This is a genomic window from Nonomuraea sp. NPDC054003 (assembly GCF_055585125.1).
This window is the reverse complement of the sequence record NZ_JBVJKR010000016.1, coordinates 205,861-220,250: the sequence shown is the minus strand read 5'-3', so window position 1 is coordinate 220,250 and position 14,390 is coordinate 205,861. Positions and strand designations below refer to the sequence as shown.

Sequence of the window (14,390 nt, the reverse complement as noted above, 5' to 3'; positions counted from 1 at the left end):
AGGGCCTCAGCGCGGGTCGAAGGGCGCGGCTCTCACGGCCAGCCCGAGCAGCATGTCGGCGGCCTTGCCGAGGAGCGCCAGGAGCAGGATCGACAGCAGCAGGATGTCCGTGCGGCCGGTGTTCTGGCTGTCGATCAGCAGGAATCCCAGGCCCATGGACGAGGCGATCAGCTCGGCCGCGACCAGGAACAACCAGCCTTGGGCCAGTCCGAGCCGCAACCCCGCGAAGACGGCGGGGGCGGCGTGGGGGAGTTGGACGCGGGTGAGCAGGCCCACGCCGCGCAGCCCGTACGCCCGCCCGGCCTCGACCAGGTGCGGATCCACGTGCGCGAGCGCCGCGGACACGGTGGTGTAGACGGGGAAGAAGGCGCCGATCGCCACCAGGACGATCTTCGGGCCCTCCGCTATGCCGAGCCAGAGCACCAGCAGCGGCACCCACGCCAGCGACGGCACCGCGCGCAGCGCGGCGATGCTGGGGGCGAGCAGGGTGCGGACCGGCGCGTACAGTCCGACGAGCGCGCCGAGCACCAGCCCCGCCGACGCTCCCCCGGCGAAGCCCAGCAGCACGCGCTGGCCGCTGATCGCGACGTGCTGCCACAGCTCGCCGCGCCGGATCAGCTCGCCCACCGCCGCGAGGACCGCCGCGGGCGGGGGCAACTGGCTCGCGGTGAACCAGCCGGCGCCGGTGGCGACCTGCCAGGCGGCGAGCGCCGCCAGCGGCACCACCAGGCCCGCGGCGAAGCTCCACGGGCGCACCCACCGGCCGGGTGTCGTCACGAGGCCCCGGCCTTCTCGGCGAACTCGGGAGCGAACAGGGAGTCGAGCGCCGTCTTCGCCTCCTGCTCGGAGCGCACCTGGCTCTCCCGTACCAGCGTCGGCAGGATGCGTTCCAGCACCGCGCGCTGGTCGGGACCCGGGACCGGGCTGATCTCGACCTCGGTCCGCTCCTTGAGCACCACGCGGGCGACCTCGGGGGCGAGCTTGGCCTCCGTGGCCAGCAACTGGACCGCGTCGTCGGGGTGCTCGACGATCCACGCGCGGGCTCTCTCGTACGCGTCGAGCACCTTCTGGGCGAGGTCCGGATGCTCGGTGAGGAACTCCTCGCGGGCGTTGAGGAAGCCGTAGGAGTTGAAGGACGCGTTCCGGTAGATCAGCTTCGTGCCCGAGTCCACCTGGCTCTGCGCCATCAGCGGGTCCAGGCCCGACCACGCGTCCACGTCGCCGCGCTCCAGCGCGGTCTTGCCGTCGGCGTGCTGGAGGTTGACGACCTCGACGTCGGCGCCGTCCAACCCTGCCTCCTCCAGGGCCTGGAGCAGGAAGAAGTACGGGTCGGTGCCCTTGGTGGCGGCGACCTTCCTGCCCTTGAGCCCGCTCACCTCGGTGATCGGGGAGTCCTTGGCCACGACGAGCGCCGCCCACTCAGGGCGGGTGTAGATCCCGACGGTCTTGATCCGGGTGCCGTTGGCGCGGGCCTGGAGGGCGGCGGCGCCCGCGGTGGAGCCGAGGTCGATGGTCTCGCCGCGCAGGTTCTCGTTGGCCTTGTTGCTGCCGGCCGACAACACCCAGGTCACCTCGGTGCCCGGGAGCGCGTCCTCCAGCCAGCGCTGCTGCCGGATGACCAGACTGAGCGGGTTGTAGTAGGCGTAGTCGAGCCGGAGCCGGCCCGAGGCGGGCGTGGCGGTGCCGCTCTCACCTGGCACGCAGGCGGTGACCAGGGGGACGAGCAGGGCGGCGGTGAGCAGGGAACGGCGGTGGATCACGGAGTGGGCTCCTCGGCGGGGGTGGGGCGGGGCACGCCGAGCCGCTCCAGCAGGTCGGCGCGGAGGGCGGCGAGTTCGGGGTGGGCGCGGTCGCGGGGCCGGCGGTGGGGGACGTCGAGCACGGTCGCGATCGTGGCGCCCGGCCGCTCCGGTTCGGCGCCGAGCAGGACCACCCGGTCGGCCAGGTGCAACGCCTCGTCCACGTCGTGGGTGACGAGCAGGACGGTGGTTCCGGCGCCGCGCTGCACGTCGGCCAGGAGGTCCTGCATGCGCAGCCGGGTGAGGGCGTCCAGCGCGGCGAACGGCTCGTCGAGCAGCAGCACGCCGGGCTCCCTGGCCAGCGCCCTGGCGAGGGCCGCGCGCTGGGCCATGCCGCCGGACACCTGGCGGGGCCGGTGCTGGTGGAAGCCGTCGAGGCCGACGACGTCGAGCCAGTGCCGTACGATGCGCGCGCCGCTCTCCCTGCCGACGCCTTTGGGCAGGCCGAGGGCGACGTTGCCGGCCAGGTCGCGCCAGGGCAGCAGCCGGGGCTCCTGGAAGACCACCGCGCATCGGGCGTCGACCCCGCGGACCGGACGTCCGTCGACCGTGATCTCGCCGTCCGAGGGCGCCTCCAGCCCGGCCACGAGGCGGAGCAGGGTGGACTTGCCGCAGCCCGAAGGCCCCAGGATGGCCGCGATCTCGCCGGGGAGGATGTCGAGCTCCAGGTCGCGCAGCACGGTGTGGCCGTTGCCGTAGGTGTGGCCTACCCCGCGCAACCCGACTCCCGCCGCGGCCACCGCCCTGGCGGGGAACGTGGCCTGGCCGGTCGTCATACGCCTCTCCCATGCTCTCGGTCCTCGGTGCCCTCCCACGATTACCTATTATTCCGGTATAAGCAATAGGGATTACTGGTATTTGTGCGCCAAGGGTCCCCGGGGATCATGCCCTGGTCCTCCGCCGCGGCCCCTCTGTCGAAGGCACGCCTGGGTGGGACTTTCGTCGGCGGCCCGCGGAAGGCTCAGGATGACATGCCGTAGCGGGTGGCGACCGCGGTGGCGCGGGCGCGCAGGGAGTCGCGCAACCACTGCGGGGCCAGGGCTTCAGCGTTCGTGCTGAGCTGCCACAGCGCCCATTCGGCGTGTCTCCGGTCCTGGAAGGTCACCTCCAGCCGCAGCCGGCCGCCCGGGTCGGTTTCCTCGGCGAGGACGGCCAGCGCGGTGCCCACCAGGTCCTCACGACGTTCCGGGTCCAGCCGTACCACCACGGTGACCTGGTCGCCGCCGGCCCGGAACCGCGTGCTGCGTTCCTGCCAGGCCAGGTCCAGATCGACCCGGTCCGGTCGCTGTGCGGGTTCGGCGAGTTCCTGGGCGGCCAGGATCCGGGACAGGCGGTAGGTGCGGTCCGCGCCGGACCTCGTGGCCAGCAGGTAGCCCCGATCTCGTACGGTGACCAGGCCGATCGGGTCCACCGTGCGCCACTCCGGCGCCTGGTCCGCGGCCTCGTAGTGGATGCGCAGCTTGTGCCCGGCGAACACCGCGCGCAGGACCTCGGCCGCGACGGCGTCGGGCACCTCCTCGGCGACCAGCCGGCGTGAGAGGAGGTCGGTCTCCGGGTCGATGAGCAACCGCTCGGCCGCGCCGGCCGCGGTGTCCCGATAGCTTTCGGGCAGCGCGTCGACCACCTTGAGCATCGCCGAGGCGAGCGCCGACCCGAGCCCGAACGCCTGCGCGCCGCGCCGCGACCCGGCGACCAGCAGGGCGAGGGCCTCGTCGGGGTTCAGCCCGGTGAGCTCGGTCCGGAAACCGGGCAACAACGCGAACCCGCCGTGCCGGCCGCGTTCGGCGTACACCGGGACGCCGGCCGCGGACAGCGCCTCGATGTCGCGCAGCACGGTCCGCGTGGACACCTCCAGCTCACGCGCCAGCGCGGTCGCGGACAGCCTGCCGTGCTGCCGCAGCAGCAGCACCAGCGAGACCAGCCGGTCGGCACGCATACGAAGAACGCTACCGGAATACATGACAGTGGATGTCGTGGTTTGTTTGCGAGGCTCATCGACGCGACCGGAAAGACGGTGGCAACCCATTCGAACGGAGCTGATGTGGCAATGGAACGAACGGCGGTCAACCCGTGGGCGTGGTCGACGGAGCTGGGCTACAACCAGGGCGAGGTCGTCTCCGGACACACCCGGACCCTGTACTGCTCAGGACAGACCGCGATGAGCGGCGAGGGCAAGCCGCAGCACGCCGATGACATGGCGGCGCAGCTGGCGCTGAGCCTCGACAACCTGGAGGCCGTGCTCGGCGAGGCCGGCATGTCCCTGGCGAACCTTGTGAGGCTCAACGTCTACACCACCGACGTCGACCGCCTCTTCGAGCACTACGGCGTGCTGGCCTCACGGTTGGGCGCCGCCGGGGTGGCGCCGTCCACCACGATGCTCGGGGTGACACGTCTGGCGATCCCCACCCTGATGGTCGAACTTGAAGGAACCGCCGTAGCGTGAAGCGCCCCCGCCGCCTCCGGCGGACTGCCGGAGGCGGCGGGCATCGTCTTCTTCACAGAACCCGCGGTAACCACGCATGCGCAAGGTCGGCCCGATCTTCCCGTCTGATCTCGCGGCAGCTCTTCGGGGAGTGAGGTGAGGGCCGTTGCTGTGCCTATTACCGTCAAAGGCCCGTCCGGATCATCCCGACGGGCCTTCTAGCTGGGTGGGGCTACCAGGACTTGAACCTGGGACCTCTTCCTTATCAGGGAAGCGCTCTAACCGTCTGAGCTATAGCCCCGCAACACATGGAACCGTATCGCATCCGCCGCGCGGAGGCGAACCGGTTCGGCTGAGGAAAAGCTTACCGCCTCCCGCACGCTGCTCGCGCCGCCGCGGGGGCGGCGCGAGCGTGCGTGGGACGGGATTACTCGGCCTCGCTGAAGGTCACCTCGACGCCGCCCACGAGGTCGCTGGAGACGTTGTAGATGACCGCGCCGAGGGTGGCGAGCGCGGTGATGAGAACGACGTTCACGGCGCCGATGAGAGCCGTGTAGCCCAGGATGCGCACCGGCTCGAACCAGGAGGCGATGTCGATCTGGAGCGACCCCTCACCCTGCTCGCCCTGGCTGAGCTGGTTGACCAGGTCGACGATCGAGTCGAACACGCCCAGGGCCGACAGCACCCCGTACAGGACGGCGACCGCGACGAAGAGCACCACGAAGCAGACCAGGGACACCACGAAGCTGAACTTCATGGCCGACCACGGCTCGATGCGGCGCAGCACCAGGTGGGCCTTGCGGGGGAGGCGCGAGCCTCCGCCGCCGGACGACTTCTTCTTCTTGCCGGGGAGCTCGACGGCCGGCGGGGGAGCCTCGGTCGCGAGTGACGGGCGCGAGCGCGCGGTGTCGTTGCCGTCGCGCTCCGACGGGGCCGGGGCCCGCGGGGGAGCTGACGGGGCGGGGCCCGACTGGGGTCGGGGCTGCTGTCCGTCCGGCTTGAGTGCCGGCTTCGTCGGGTTGCCTTCCTCCTCCTGTGCCTGGCGAGGCTCCTTGTCAGGGGCCTTGCCAGGCTGCTGCTGGCCGTTGTCCCGAGCCGCCTGGGTCCTGGCGGCGCCACCCTGGGCGCTCATCTATTACTCTCCTCCCCCGTCTGCTTCACTCTCCACCGAAGTCTCCATCGACTCGGCGTTCCGGGCGAGGGCCACCACGCTGTCGCCTTCGGCGAGGTTCATCAATCGGACTCCCATGGTCTGCCGGCCGGACTGCTTGATCTCACCGGCACTCGTCCGGATCACCCCGCCTGCGGACGTGATCGCGAAGACCTCGTCCTCCGGGTTGACCATGACGGCTCCGACCAGCTTGCCACGAGAGCTCACGATTTTTGCAGTCAGCACGCCCTTTCCGCCACGTCCTTGCACCGGGTACTGCTCAACGGGTGTCCGCTTCGCGTACCCAGCCTTTGTGGCGATAAGCACATCCTGCCCGTCGGAGATCCGGTTCATGGCCAGAAGTTCGTCACCTTCGAGGAAACGCATGCCGATGACGCCGCTGGTGGCGCGGCCCATCGGGCGCAGCGCCTCGTCGGAGGCGGTGAACCGGATCGACTGCGCGCCCCTGGAGACGAGCAGCAGATCGTCCTCCTCGGAGATCAGGCGGGCGCCGATGACCTCGTCGTCGTCGCGCAGGTTGATCGCGATCAGGCCGCCGGACCTGGGGGAGTCGTACTCGGACAGGCGGGTCTTCTTCACCAGGCCACTGCGGGTGGCGAGCACGAGGTAGGGGGCCACCTCGTAGTCGCGCAGGTAGAGGACCTCCATGACCGTCTCGTCCGGCTGCATGGCCAGGAGGTTGGCCAGGTGCATGCCGCGGGCGTCGCGCCCCGCGTCGGGCAGTTCGTACGCCTTGACCCGGTAGACGCGGCCCTTGTTGGTGAAGAACAGCAGCCAGTGGTGGGTCGTCGTGACGAAGAAGTGGTCGACGATGTCGTCCTGGCGCAGCTGCGCGCCGCGCACGCCCTTGCCGCCGCGCTTCTGCGCGCGGTAGAGGTCGGTCCTGGTCCGCTTGGCGTAGCCGCCGCGGGTGATGGTGACGACGACGTCCTCTTCGGCGATGAGGTCCTCGATGGACATGTCGCCGTCGTGCGCGATGATCTCGGTGCGGCGCTCGTCGCCGTAACGCGAGACGACCTCGCCCAGCTCCTCGCCGATGATCTCCCGCTGACGGGCCTCGCTGGCCAGGATCGCGTTGTACTCGGCGATCTGTGTCATGAGGTGGTCGTACTCGTCCTGGATCGCCTGGCGCTCCAGGGCGGCGAGCTTGCGCAGCTGCATGTCGAGGATGGCCTGCGCCTGGATCTCGTCGATCTCCAGCAGCGACATCAGGCCCTGCTGGGCGTGGGAGGCGGACTCCGACGCCCGGATGAGCGCGATGACCTCGTCGAGCCGGTCGAGCGCCTTGAGCAGCGCGCGCAGGATGTGGGCGCGCTCCTCCGCCTTGCGCAGCAGGTAGCGCGTACGGCGGACGATGACCTCGATCTGGTGCGCCACGTAGTGGCGGACGAACTGGTCGAGGCGGAGCGTGCGCGGCACGCCGTCGACCAGCGCCAGCATGTTGGCGCCGAAGGTGTCCTGCAGCTGGGTGTGCTTGTAGAGGTTGTTGAGCACGACCTTCGCGACCGCGTCGCGCTTGAGCACGATCACCAGCCGCTGCCCGACGCGGGAGGAGCTCTCGTCGCGGACGTCGGCGATGCCGGTCAGCCTGCCCTCGCGGACCAGCTCGGCGATCTTGAGGGCGAGGTTGTCGGGGTTGACCTGGTAGGGCAGCTCGGTGACGACGAGCGCCTGGCGGCCCTTGCCGTCTTCCTCGACCTCGACCACGGCCCGCATGGTGATCGAGCCGCGGCCGGTGCGGTAGGCGTCCTCGATGCCGCGGCGGCCGACGATCAGCGCGCGGGTGGGGAAGTCGGGCCCCTTGACCAGCTTGATCGCTGCTTCGAGCAGCTCCTCGTCGTCGGCCTCGGGGTTTTCCAGGCACCATTTGACCGCGGCGGCGACCTCGCGCAGGTTGTGCGGCGGGATGTTGGTGGCCATGCCGACCGCGATGCCGCCCGAGCCGTTGACCAGCAGCTGCGGGAACCGCGCGGGGAGGACGTCGGGCTCCTGCGACTTGCCGTCGTAGTTGGGCCGGAAGTCGACGGTCTCCTTGTCGATGTCGCGCAGCATCTCCATGGCGATGGGCGCGAGCTTGCACTCGGTGTAGCGCATCGCCGCCGCCGGGTCGTTGCCCGGCGAGCCGAAGTTGCCCTGCCCGTCGACCAGCGGGTAGCGCAGCGACCAGTGCTGCGCGAGGCGGACGAGCGCGTCGTAGATCGAGGTGTCGCCGTGGGGGTGGTAGGTGCCCATCACGTCACCGACGACGCGGGCGCACTTGAAGTAGCCGCGGTCGGGGCGGTAGCCGCCGTCGTACATCGCGTACAGCACCCGGCGGTGCACCGGCTTGAGTCCGTCGCGCACGTCCGGCAGCGCCCTGGACACGATGACGGACATCGCGTAGTCCATGTAGCTGCGCTGCATCTCGGACTGGATGTCCACCGGTTCGATGCGGTCAGCTGGGGGAGTGGTGTTCACTTCCGTCACAGGTTGTGGTCCTTTATCGAGATGCGGCTAGGCCGCTCAGACGTCGAGGAAGCGGACATCGCGCGCGTTGCGGATGATGAAGTCGCGGCGCGCCTCCACGTCCTCGCCCATGAGCACGCTGAACAGGTCGTCGGCCTGGGCGGCGTCGTCAAGGGTGACCAGGCGCAGCAGCCGGGTCTCCGGGTTCATCGTGGTCTCCCAGAGCTGGGCGGCGTTCATCTCGCCCAGACCCTTGAACCGCTGGACGTTGTCGCGCGGGCGGGGGTCGGGCTTGCCGGCCTCGATGCCCGCCTGGATGACGGCGTCGCGCTCGGAGTCGGAGTAGGCGTAGGAGGCGTCCTCGCCCTTGCGGTCCCACTTGATCTTGTAGAGCGGCGGGCAGGACAGGTAGACGTGACCGGCCTCGATGAGCGGCCGCATGAACCTGAACAGCAGCGTCAGCAGCAGGGTGTTGATGTGCTGGCCGTCGACGTCGGCGTCGGCCATCAGGATGACCTTGTGGTAGCGCAGCTTGGCGATGTCGAAGTCGTCGTGGACGCCGGTGCCGAGTGCGGTGATGAGCGCCTGGACCTCGTTGTTCTTCAGGACCTTGTCGATCCGCGCCTTCTCCACGTTGAGGATCTTGCCGCGGATGGGGAGGATCGCCTGGAAGCGCGAGTCGCGGCCGCCCTTGGCCGAGCCGCCGGCCGAGTCGCCCTCGACGATGAACAGCTCGCACTTCTCCGGGTCGTTCCACTGGCAGTCGGCCAGCTTGCCGGGCAGCCCGCTGCCGGACTCCAGCAGGGACTTGCGGCGCGTCAGGTCGCGGGCCTGGCGGGCGGCCATGCGGGCGCGTGAGGCCTGCAGGCACTTGTTGATGATGTCCTTGGCCTCGCCCGGGTTGCGCTCGAACCAGTCGCGCAGGTGGTCGTTGCAGGCCTTCTGGACAAACGACTTGGCCTCGGTGTTGCCCAGCTTGGTCTTGGTCTGGCCCTCGAACTGCGGGTCGGAGAGCTTGACCGAGATGATCGCGGTGAGGCCCTCGCGGACGTCCTCGCCGGACAGGTTGTCGTCCTTGCCCTCCTTGAGGAACTTCTGCTCGCGCGCGTAGCGGTTGACGATGGTCGTCAGCGCGGCGCGGAAGCCCTCCTCGTGGGTTCCGCCTTCGGCGGTGTTGATCGTGTTGGCGAAGGTGTAGACGGACTCCGCGTAGGAGTTGTTCCACTGCATCGCGATCTCGACCGCTATGCCGTCGCCCTCGGTCTCGAAGGAGATGATCGACGCGTGGGCCGGCTCCTTCTTGTCGTTGAGGTGCTTGACGAAGTCGGCCAGGCCGCCCTCGTACAGGTATTCGACCCGGTGCGGCTCGCCGTTGACGTGGTCGGGGCGCTCGTCGGTGAAGACGATGGCGAGGCCCTTGTTGAGGAAGGCCATCTCCTGGAACCGGCGCGAGAGCGTCTCGAAGTTCCATGTCGTGGTCTCGAAGACGTTGGCGTCGGGCCAGAACGTCACGCTGGTGCCGGTCTCGTCGGTCTCCTCGCCCTTGGCCAGCGGAGCGGTCGGCTTGGAGTGGTCGAAGGAGATGCGCCAGTAGTGGCCGTTCTGCTTGATCTCGACGTCCATGGCCGTGGACAGCGCGTTGACGACGGCCGAGCCGACGCCGTGGAGGCCGCCGGAGACGGCGTAGGCCTGGCTGTCGAACTTGCCGCCGGCGTGCAGGGTCGTCAGCACGACCTCGACCGCGGAGCGCTTCTCGACGGGGTGTATGCCGGTGGGGATGCCCCGGCCGTTGTCGACCACGCGCACGCCGTTGTCGGCGAGCAGCGTGACCTCGATCCGGTCGGCGTAGCCCGCGAGCGCCTCGTCGACCGCGTTGTCGACGATCTCCTGGACGAGGTGGTGCAGGCCGCGCTCGCCGGTCGAGCCGATATACATACCCGGGCGCTTGCGTACGGCCTCAAGCCCCTCGAGTACGGTGATTGAGCTAGCGTCGTAGGACAACTGCGTAATCCTCCTGCCGCGGACACGCGGCGGGGACGCTCGAATGCGAAAAAGCTGCCCCTGCCGTGCCCGTCACCGTCGTGAGTGCCCCGATGCGCGGTCACCCAGGGGAGTCGGCTTGCCTGCCGGGGTGACACGCAAGCGGACGTGTCCGGAATCCGCTTTCATTCTACCGGGTCCGGAGCCCGAAGGTGGCATTGAACGCGCCTGTGATGCTCTCTGGCTCGTTTTCCCCCCGGATCAGCATCCCCCCTCCCGATCGGGGGGTCAGCGCGTCTGGGAGCCCTCTGATCGCCCAACAGCCTGCCCAGAGCCACGCGAGCGCCCGCTGCTGGAACGCAGCCGGCCGCGGCGGCACGAAAGACCTGCTGTGGACGGCCGGCGGACCGGCTATCCGTAGGTGTCGCCCGGGCCCCGGCTTCCGGTCACCCGCAATCCGCCCGTGGGGCGTGGGGCGTTCATCGGGCCTCTGACCTTCACCTTCGTCACGGTGTTGTCGCCGAGCTCCTCGTTGAGGCGGCGTACGAGGGTGCGCGCCAGCAGCCTGACCTGCGTCGCCCACGCCGTCGAGTCGGCCGCCACCAGCACCTCGCCGTCTTCGAACGACTCGGGCTTGGTGTGGGCGGCCAGGTCGGGACCGACGATGTCGGCCCACCGGCCGAACACGCCGCCCACGGCCGCGGACTGCTCCCAGCCCCGGGCCGCCAGCAGGTCGGCGATGGCCCGGCCGAACAGCAGCGGGTCGCCGGCGTCCCGGCGCGGGCCGGCCGCCCTGCGCCGGGGCTCGCTGCGCGGCAGCTGGCCCCGCTTGGCCGCGTCGGCCTTGGCCTGGGCGAGCTTCTCCCTGGCCAGGGCGGCGCCCCTGGCCGTGGCGTCGTGGTCAGCGGACACGTCGCACGCTCCCTTCAGCGACCTCGAATCTGGCTCCGGACAGCTCGGGCGGCACGTCGTCGTCCACAGCCGCCGTGATGAGGACCTGCTCGGCAGGGGCGACGATCTCGGCGAGACGGCGCCTGCGCTGCGCGTCGAGCTCCGCGAACACGTCGTCGAGGATCAGCACCGGGTCGCCGCCGTCGGCCCGCAGCAGGTCGTAGGCGGCCAGCCGCAGGGCCAGCGCGAACGACCAGGACTCGCCATGGCTGGCGTAACCCCTGGCGGGCAGCTCGCCGAGGCCGAGAACCAGGTCGTCGCGGTGGGGGCCGACGAGCGTCACGCCGCGTTCGAGCTCGGCGGGACGGACCTCCAGCAGCCGCTCCTTGAGCCGCTCCTCAAGAGTTTTCCCCAGGTCTGTGGATAACGTCGGCGCATCGGAAGATCCCCTCTCACCGGGGATTTCGTCCTCAGAGGCGTCGTCGCCTGTGGACAACGTGCTGCGATAGGCCAGCGTCGCGGGGGCGCTGGTGGGGGCCAGCGCGGCGTAGGCCCCGGCGACCAGCGGGCGCAGCGACTCGATCAGCTCGAGGCGGGCGCGCAACAGCTCGGCGCCGTGGCGCGCGAGATGGGCGTCCCACACCTCCAGCGTGCCCAGGACGTCGCCGGCGCCCGCCGCCGCGAACCCGGCCTCACTCTCGGCCTTCCGTCCGCTCCTGGCGCCTCTGCGGGCCTGCGCGGCCGTACGCAGGAGCGCGCCGCGCTGCTTCAGCACCCGGTCGTAGTCGGCGCGTACGCCGGCGAACCGCGGAGTCCTGGAGACCAGCAGGTCGTCGAGGAAGCGGCGGCGCTCGGACGGGTCGCCCTTGACCATGGCGAGGTCCTCGGGGGCGAACAGGACCGTGCGCAGCAGCCCGACGACGTCGCGCGCGCGGGACACGGGGGAGCGGTTGAGCCGGGCGCGGTTGGCCCTGCCGGGGTTGATCTCCAGCTCCACGAGGGCGCGCCGGTCGTCCCTGTGGACGGCGCAGCGGACGACTGCCCGCGAGGCGCCGTGGCGCACCAGCGGCGCGTCGCTCGCCACCCGGTGGCTGGAATGGGTCGCCACGTAGCCCAGCGCCTCGACGAGGTTGGTCTTGCCCTGGCCGTTGGGCCCCACGAAGGCCGTGACGCCCGGCTCCAGGCCGAGCTCCACGGACGTGTAGGACCGGAAATCGGTCAGCGACAGGTGGGCGACATGCACCCCACGAAGGTTAGTCGGCCGCGCCGACCTCTGCGGTCACCGGCTCACAGCCTGTGGAAAACTCACTCCCGCTCGCCGTCGCGGGGCAGCGGGGGCACGTCCGCGCCCGGCGCGTCGGCGCCCTTGGCCGTCGAGCCCTCGGCCGAGGTGGTCGCGTGGCCGCCGAACTGGTTGCGCAGCGCGGCCACCACCTTCATCGCCGGAGGGTCGTCCTGCCGCGAGCCGAACCTGGCGAACAGCGCGGCGGTGATCACGGGCAGCGGCACCTCGTGGTCGACGGCGGCCTGCACGGTCCACCGGCCCTCCCCGGAGTCCTGCGCGTAGCCGCGCAGGCCCTCCAGGTGCTCGTCGTCGTCGAGCGCCCGCACCATGAGGTCGAGCAGCCAGGAGCGGATCACGGTGCCGGTGCGCCAGCTGCTGAAGCAGCCCCGCACGTCCTTGACCACGTCGGAGGCCTCGAGCAGCTCCCAGCCTTCGGCGAAGGACTGCATCATGCCGTACTCGATGCCGTTGTGGACCATCTTCGCGAAGTGGCCGGCGCCCACGTCGCCGGCGTGCACGAAACCGTCCTCGCCCTCGGGCTTGAGCGTCTCGAAGATCGGCATGAGGCGCTCGACGTGCGGCCGGTCGCCGCCGCACATGAGGGCGTAGCCGTTGTCGAGACCCCAGACGCCGCCGCTCACGCCGCAGTCGACGAAGCCGACGCCCTTGCCGGCCAGCTCGGCGGCGTGCTTCTGGTCGTCCACATAGTGGGAGTTGCCGCCGTCGACGACCACGTCGCCCGCTGACAGCAGCTCGCCGAGGTCGTCGATCGTCTGCTGGGTGGGCGCGCCCGCCGGCACCATCACCCAGACCGTGCGGGGGGTCTGCAGCCGACTGACCAGCTCCTTCAGGCTCGCCACGTCGCTGAGGGAGGGGTCGCGGTCGAAACCGACCACGTCGTGACCGCCGCGGCGCAACCGCTCGGCCATGTTGCCGCCCATCTTGCCGAGTCCAACCATGCCGATCTGCATGTTGCCCCACTACCCCCTCGTCCGGATTCCACCATCTCCGACCGATTATTCAGCTAGACAGGCGAATCGGCATGATCAGGTAGCGGTAATCGGGAGTGCCGCCCTCGTCCACAGGCTTTCCACCGGTGAGGATGGCGGGCTTGGTCGAGGTGGTCATCTGCAGGCGGGCCACGTCGGAGTCGATCGCGCCCAGCCCTTCGAGCAGGAACTGGTGGTTGAAGGCGATGTTCATCTCCTCGCCCTCGTACTCGACGGGCAGGGCCTCGACGGCCTGGGCCTCGTCGCCGCTGCCCGCCTCCAGCACGACCTCGCCGCTCCTGAAGGCCAGCCGCACCGGGGTGTTGCGCTCGGCGACCAGGGCGACGCGCTTGACCGCTTCGACGAACGGGCCTGTGGACAGGTCGGCGCGCGCGGAGAACTCGGTGGGCAGCAGTGAGCGGTACTTGGGGAACTCGGGGTCGAGCAGGCGCGTGGTGGTGCGCCGGCCCGCGCTGGAGAAGCCGATCATGCCCTCGCCGGTGCCGCCGGCGGAGCTGAGCGCGATCTCCACCTCGGCGCCGGTGGCGCCCAGGGCCTTGGCCGTGTCGGCCAGGGTCTTGCCGGGGATCATCGCGATGGCGGAGAAGTCGGGCTGGCCCGGCTGCCACTTCAGCTCGCGCACGGCCAGACGGTAGCGGTCGGTCGCGGCGAGGGTGACGGTGTCGCCCTCGATCTCCATGCGCACGCCGGTCAGCATCGGCAGCGTGTCGTCACGTCCGGCGGCGACGGCCACCTGGCTGACGGCGGAGGCGAAGACGTCGCTGCCCACCCGGCCGGCCGCGGGCGGCATGGCGGGGAGCGTCGGGTAGTCCTCCACAGGCATGGTGAGGAGGGTGAACCGGGCGCTGCCGCACGTGACGACCGCCTTGGCGCCCTCCACCACGAAGTCCACAGGCTGTGCGGGAAGCGAGCGGGTGATCTCGGCCAGCAGCTTGCCGGAGACCAGGACCATACCGGGCTCGCCGGTGTGCAGTTCGAGCGTCACCTCCGCCGAGACCTCGTAGTCGAAGCCGGACAGCTTCAACTGCTGCTCCTCGGTGACCTCCAGGCGCATGCCTGCGAGGACGGGCACGGACGGCCGTGCCGGGAGACTGCGTGCCGTCCATGCCACCGCCTCAGCGAGGACGTCTCGCTCGATTCGGAACATCACGGTGATCAGCCTCCTGCTTCGTCGTTGATTCCAAGTGTCTCGCCTCCGGCAGACGCGAACAGCGAGAACCCCTCTATGGGTCTTGAGTTTCTTCTTAAGAGATAAGTGGAGTCATCACACTAGGGGCGGTGGATACTGTGGAAAACCCGCGTCTCCGCAGCTCGACGGCCCGATTTTCATCCACTGCGGGTGTGGGTGACGCCTGGGGGTAACTTCGGCGGCTGGGGATGAAGCCGC

12 protein-coding genes and 1 tRNA gene are annotated in these 14,390 nt (G+C 70.2%); 1 reads left to right on the top strand and 12 read right to left on the bottom strand.

The genetic code is table 11. The features are described from left to right. Window positions 1-6: 6 nt before the first annotated feature. From ACZ6YG_RS35770 to ACZ6YG_RS35755, 4 genes are all read right to left on the bottom strand, one after another. Window positions 7-777 carry an ABC transporter permease gene (locus tag ACZ6YG_RS35770; RefSeq protein WP_148035917.1) on the bottom strand — a complete coding sequence of 257 codons (771 nt, stop codon included), beginning with the start codon at window positions 775-777 and terminating at the stop codon, window positions 7-9. After that, window positions 774-1,760 carry an aliphatic sulfonate ABC transporter substrate-binding protein gene (locus ACZ6YG_RS35765; protein WP_466020414.1) on the bottom strand — a complete coding sequence of 329 codons (987 nt, stop codon included), beginning with the start codon at window positions 1,758-1,760 and terminating at the stop codon, window positions 774-776. Before ACZ6YG_RS35765 ends, ACZ6YG_RS35770 begins: the two co-directional genes overlap by 4 nt. Next, on the bottom strand, window positions 1,757-2,575 hold the full coding sequence (locus ACZ6YG_RS35760; RefSeq protein ID WP_466020413.1) for an ABC transporter ATP-binding protein: 819 nt from the start codon (window positions 2,573-2,575) through the stop codon (window positions 1,757-1,759). The genes ACZ6YG_RS35765 and ACZ6YG_RS35760 overlap by 4 nt, the downstream gene beginning before the upstream one ends. A gap of 185 nt (window positions 2,576-2,760) precedes the next feature. Then, complete coding sequence (locus ACZ6YG_RS35755) at window positions 2,761-3,735, bottom strand: helix-turn-helix transcriptional regulator (protein WP_466020412.1); 975 nt, start codon at window positions 3,733-3,735, stop codon at window positions 2,761-2,763. A gap of 111 nt (window positions 3,736-3,846) precedes the next feature. Between ACZ6YG_RS35755 and ACZ6YG_RS35750 the strand changes: the two genes are divergently transcribed. Then, on the top strand, window positions 3,847-4,242 hold the full coding sequence (locus tag ACZ6YG_RS35750; RefSeq protein ID WP_148037189.1) for a RidA family protein: 396 nt from the start codon (window positions 3,847-3,849) through the stop codon (window positions 4,240-4,242). A gap of 206 nt (window positions 4,243-4,448) precedes the next feature. Here the strand turns inward: ACZ6YG_RS35750 and ACZ6YG_RS35745 are convergent. From ACZ6YG_RS35745 to dnaN, 8 genes are all read right to left on the bottom strand, one after another. Then, a tRNA-Ile gene (locus ACZ6YG_RS35745) sits at window positions 4,449-4,522 on the bottom strand. Window positions 4,523-4,648: 126 nt separating this feature from the next. Then, entirely contained in the window at window positions 4,649-5,353 is a 705-nt protein-coding gene (locus ACZ6YG_RS35740) for a DUF3566 domain-containing protein (RefSeq protein ID WP_148035922.1), read from the bottom strand. A gap of 3 nt (window positions 5,354-5,356) precedes the next feature. Then, window positions 5,357-7,858 carry a DNA gyrase subunit A gene (gene gyrA / locus ACZ6YG_RS35735; RefSeq protein ID WP_148035923.1) on the bottom strand — a complete coding sequence of 834 codons (2,502 nt, stop codon included), beginning with the start codon at window positions 7,856-7,858 and terminating at the stop codon, window positions 5,357-5,359. A 36-nt stretch (window positions 7,859-7,894) separates the two neighbouring features. Next, window positions 7,895-9,817: a DNA topoisomerase (ATP-hydrolyzing) subunit B gene (gene gyrB, locus ACZ6YG_RS35730; protein WP_396991010.1), complete on the bottom strand. Its 1,923-nt coding sequence runs from the start codon at window positions 9,815-9,817 to the stop codon at window positions 7,895-7,897. A gap of 411 nt (window positions 9,818-10,228) precedes the next feature. Beyond that, window positions 10,229-10,729 carry a DciA family protein gene (locus tag ACZ6YG_RS35725; RefSeq protein ID WP_261808987.1) on the bottom strand — a complete coding sequence of 167 codons (501 nt, stop codon included), beginning with the start codon at window positions 10,727-10,729 and terminating at the stop codon, window positions 10,229-10,231. Then, window positions 10,719-11,951: a DNA replication/repair protein RecF gene (gene recF, locus ACZ6YG_RS35720; protein WP_148035925.1), complete on the bottom strand. Its 1,233-nt coding sequence runs from the start codon at window positions 11,949-11,951 to the stop codon at window positions 10,719-10,721. Before recF ends, ACZ6YG_RS35725 begins: the two co-directional genes overlap by 11 nt. Before the next feature lie 62 nt (window positions 11,952-12,013). After that, entirely contained in the window at window positions 12,014-12,964 is a 951-nt protein-coding gene (gene gnd, locus ACZ6YG_RS35715; protein WP_148035926.1) for a phosphogluconate dehydrogenase (NAD(+)-dependent, decarboxylating), read from the bottom strand. Between the two features lie 49 nt (window positions 12,965-13,013). Continuing rightward, window positions 13,014-14,153 carry a DNA polymerase III subunit beta gene (gene dnaN, locus ACZ6YG_RS35710; protein WP_148035927.1) on the bottom strand — a complete coding sequence of 380 codons (1,140 nt, stop codon included), beginning with the start codon at window positions 14,151-14,153 and terminating at the stop codon, window positions 13,014-13,016. Between the last annotated feature and the right edge of the window lie 237 nt (window positions 14,154-14,390).

Coding starts and splice junctions, on each gene's coding strand:
- ACZ6YG_RS35760 (WP_466020413.1), bottom strand. CDS start 2,575: ATGACGACCGGCCAGGCCACGTTCCCCGCCAGGGCGGTGGCCGCGGCG.
- ACZ6YG_RS35750 (WP_148037189.1), top strand. CDS start 3,847: ATGGAACGAACGGCGGTCAACCCGTGGGCGTGGTCGACGGAGCTGGGC.
- ACZ6YG_RS35755 (WP_466020412.1), bottom strand. CDS start 3,735: ATGCGTGCCGACCGGCTGGTCTCGCTGGTGCTGCTGCTGCGGCAGCAC.
- ACZ6YG_RS35740 (WP_148035922.1), bottom strand. CDS start 5,353: ATGAGCGCCCAGGGTGGCGCCGCCAGGACCCAGGCGGCTCGGGACAAC.
- gnd (WP_148035926.1), bottom strand. CDS start 12,964: ATGCAGATCGGCATGGTTGGACTCGGCAAGATGGGCGGCAACATGGCC.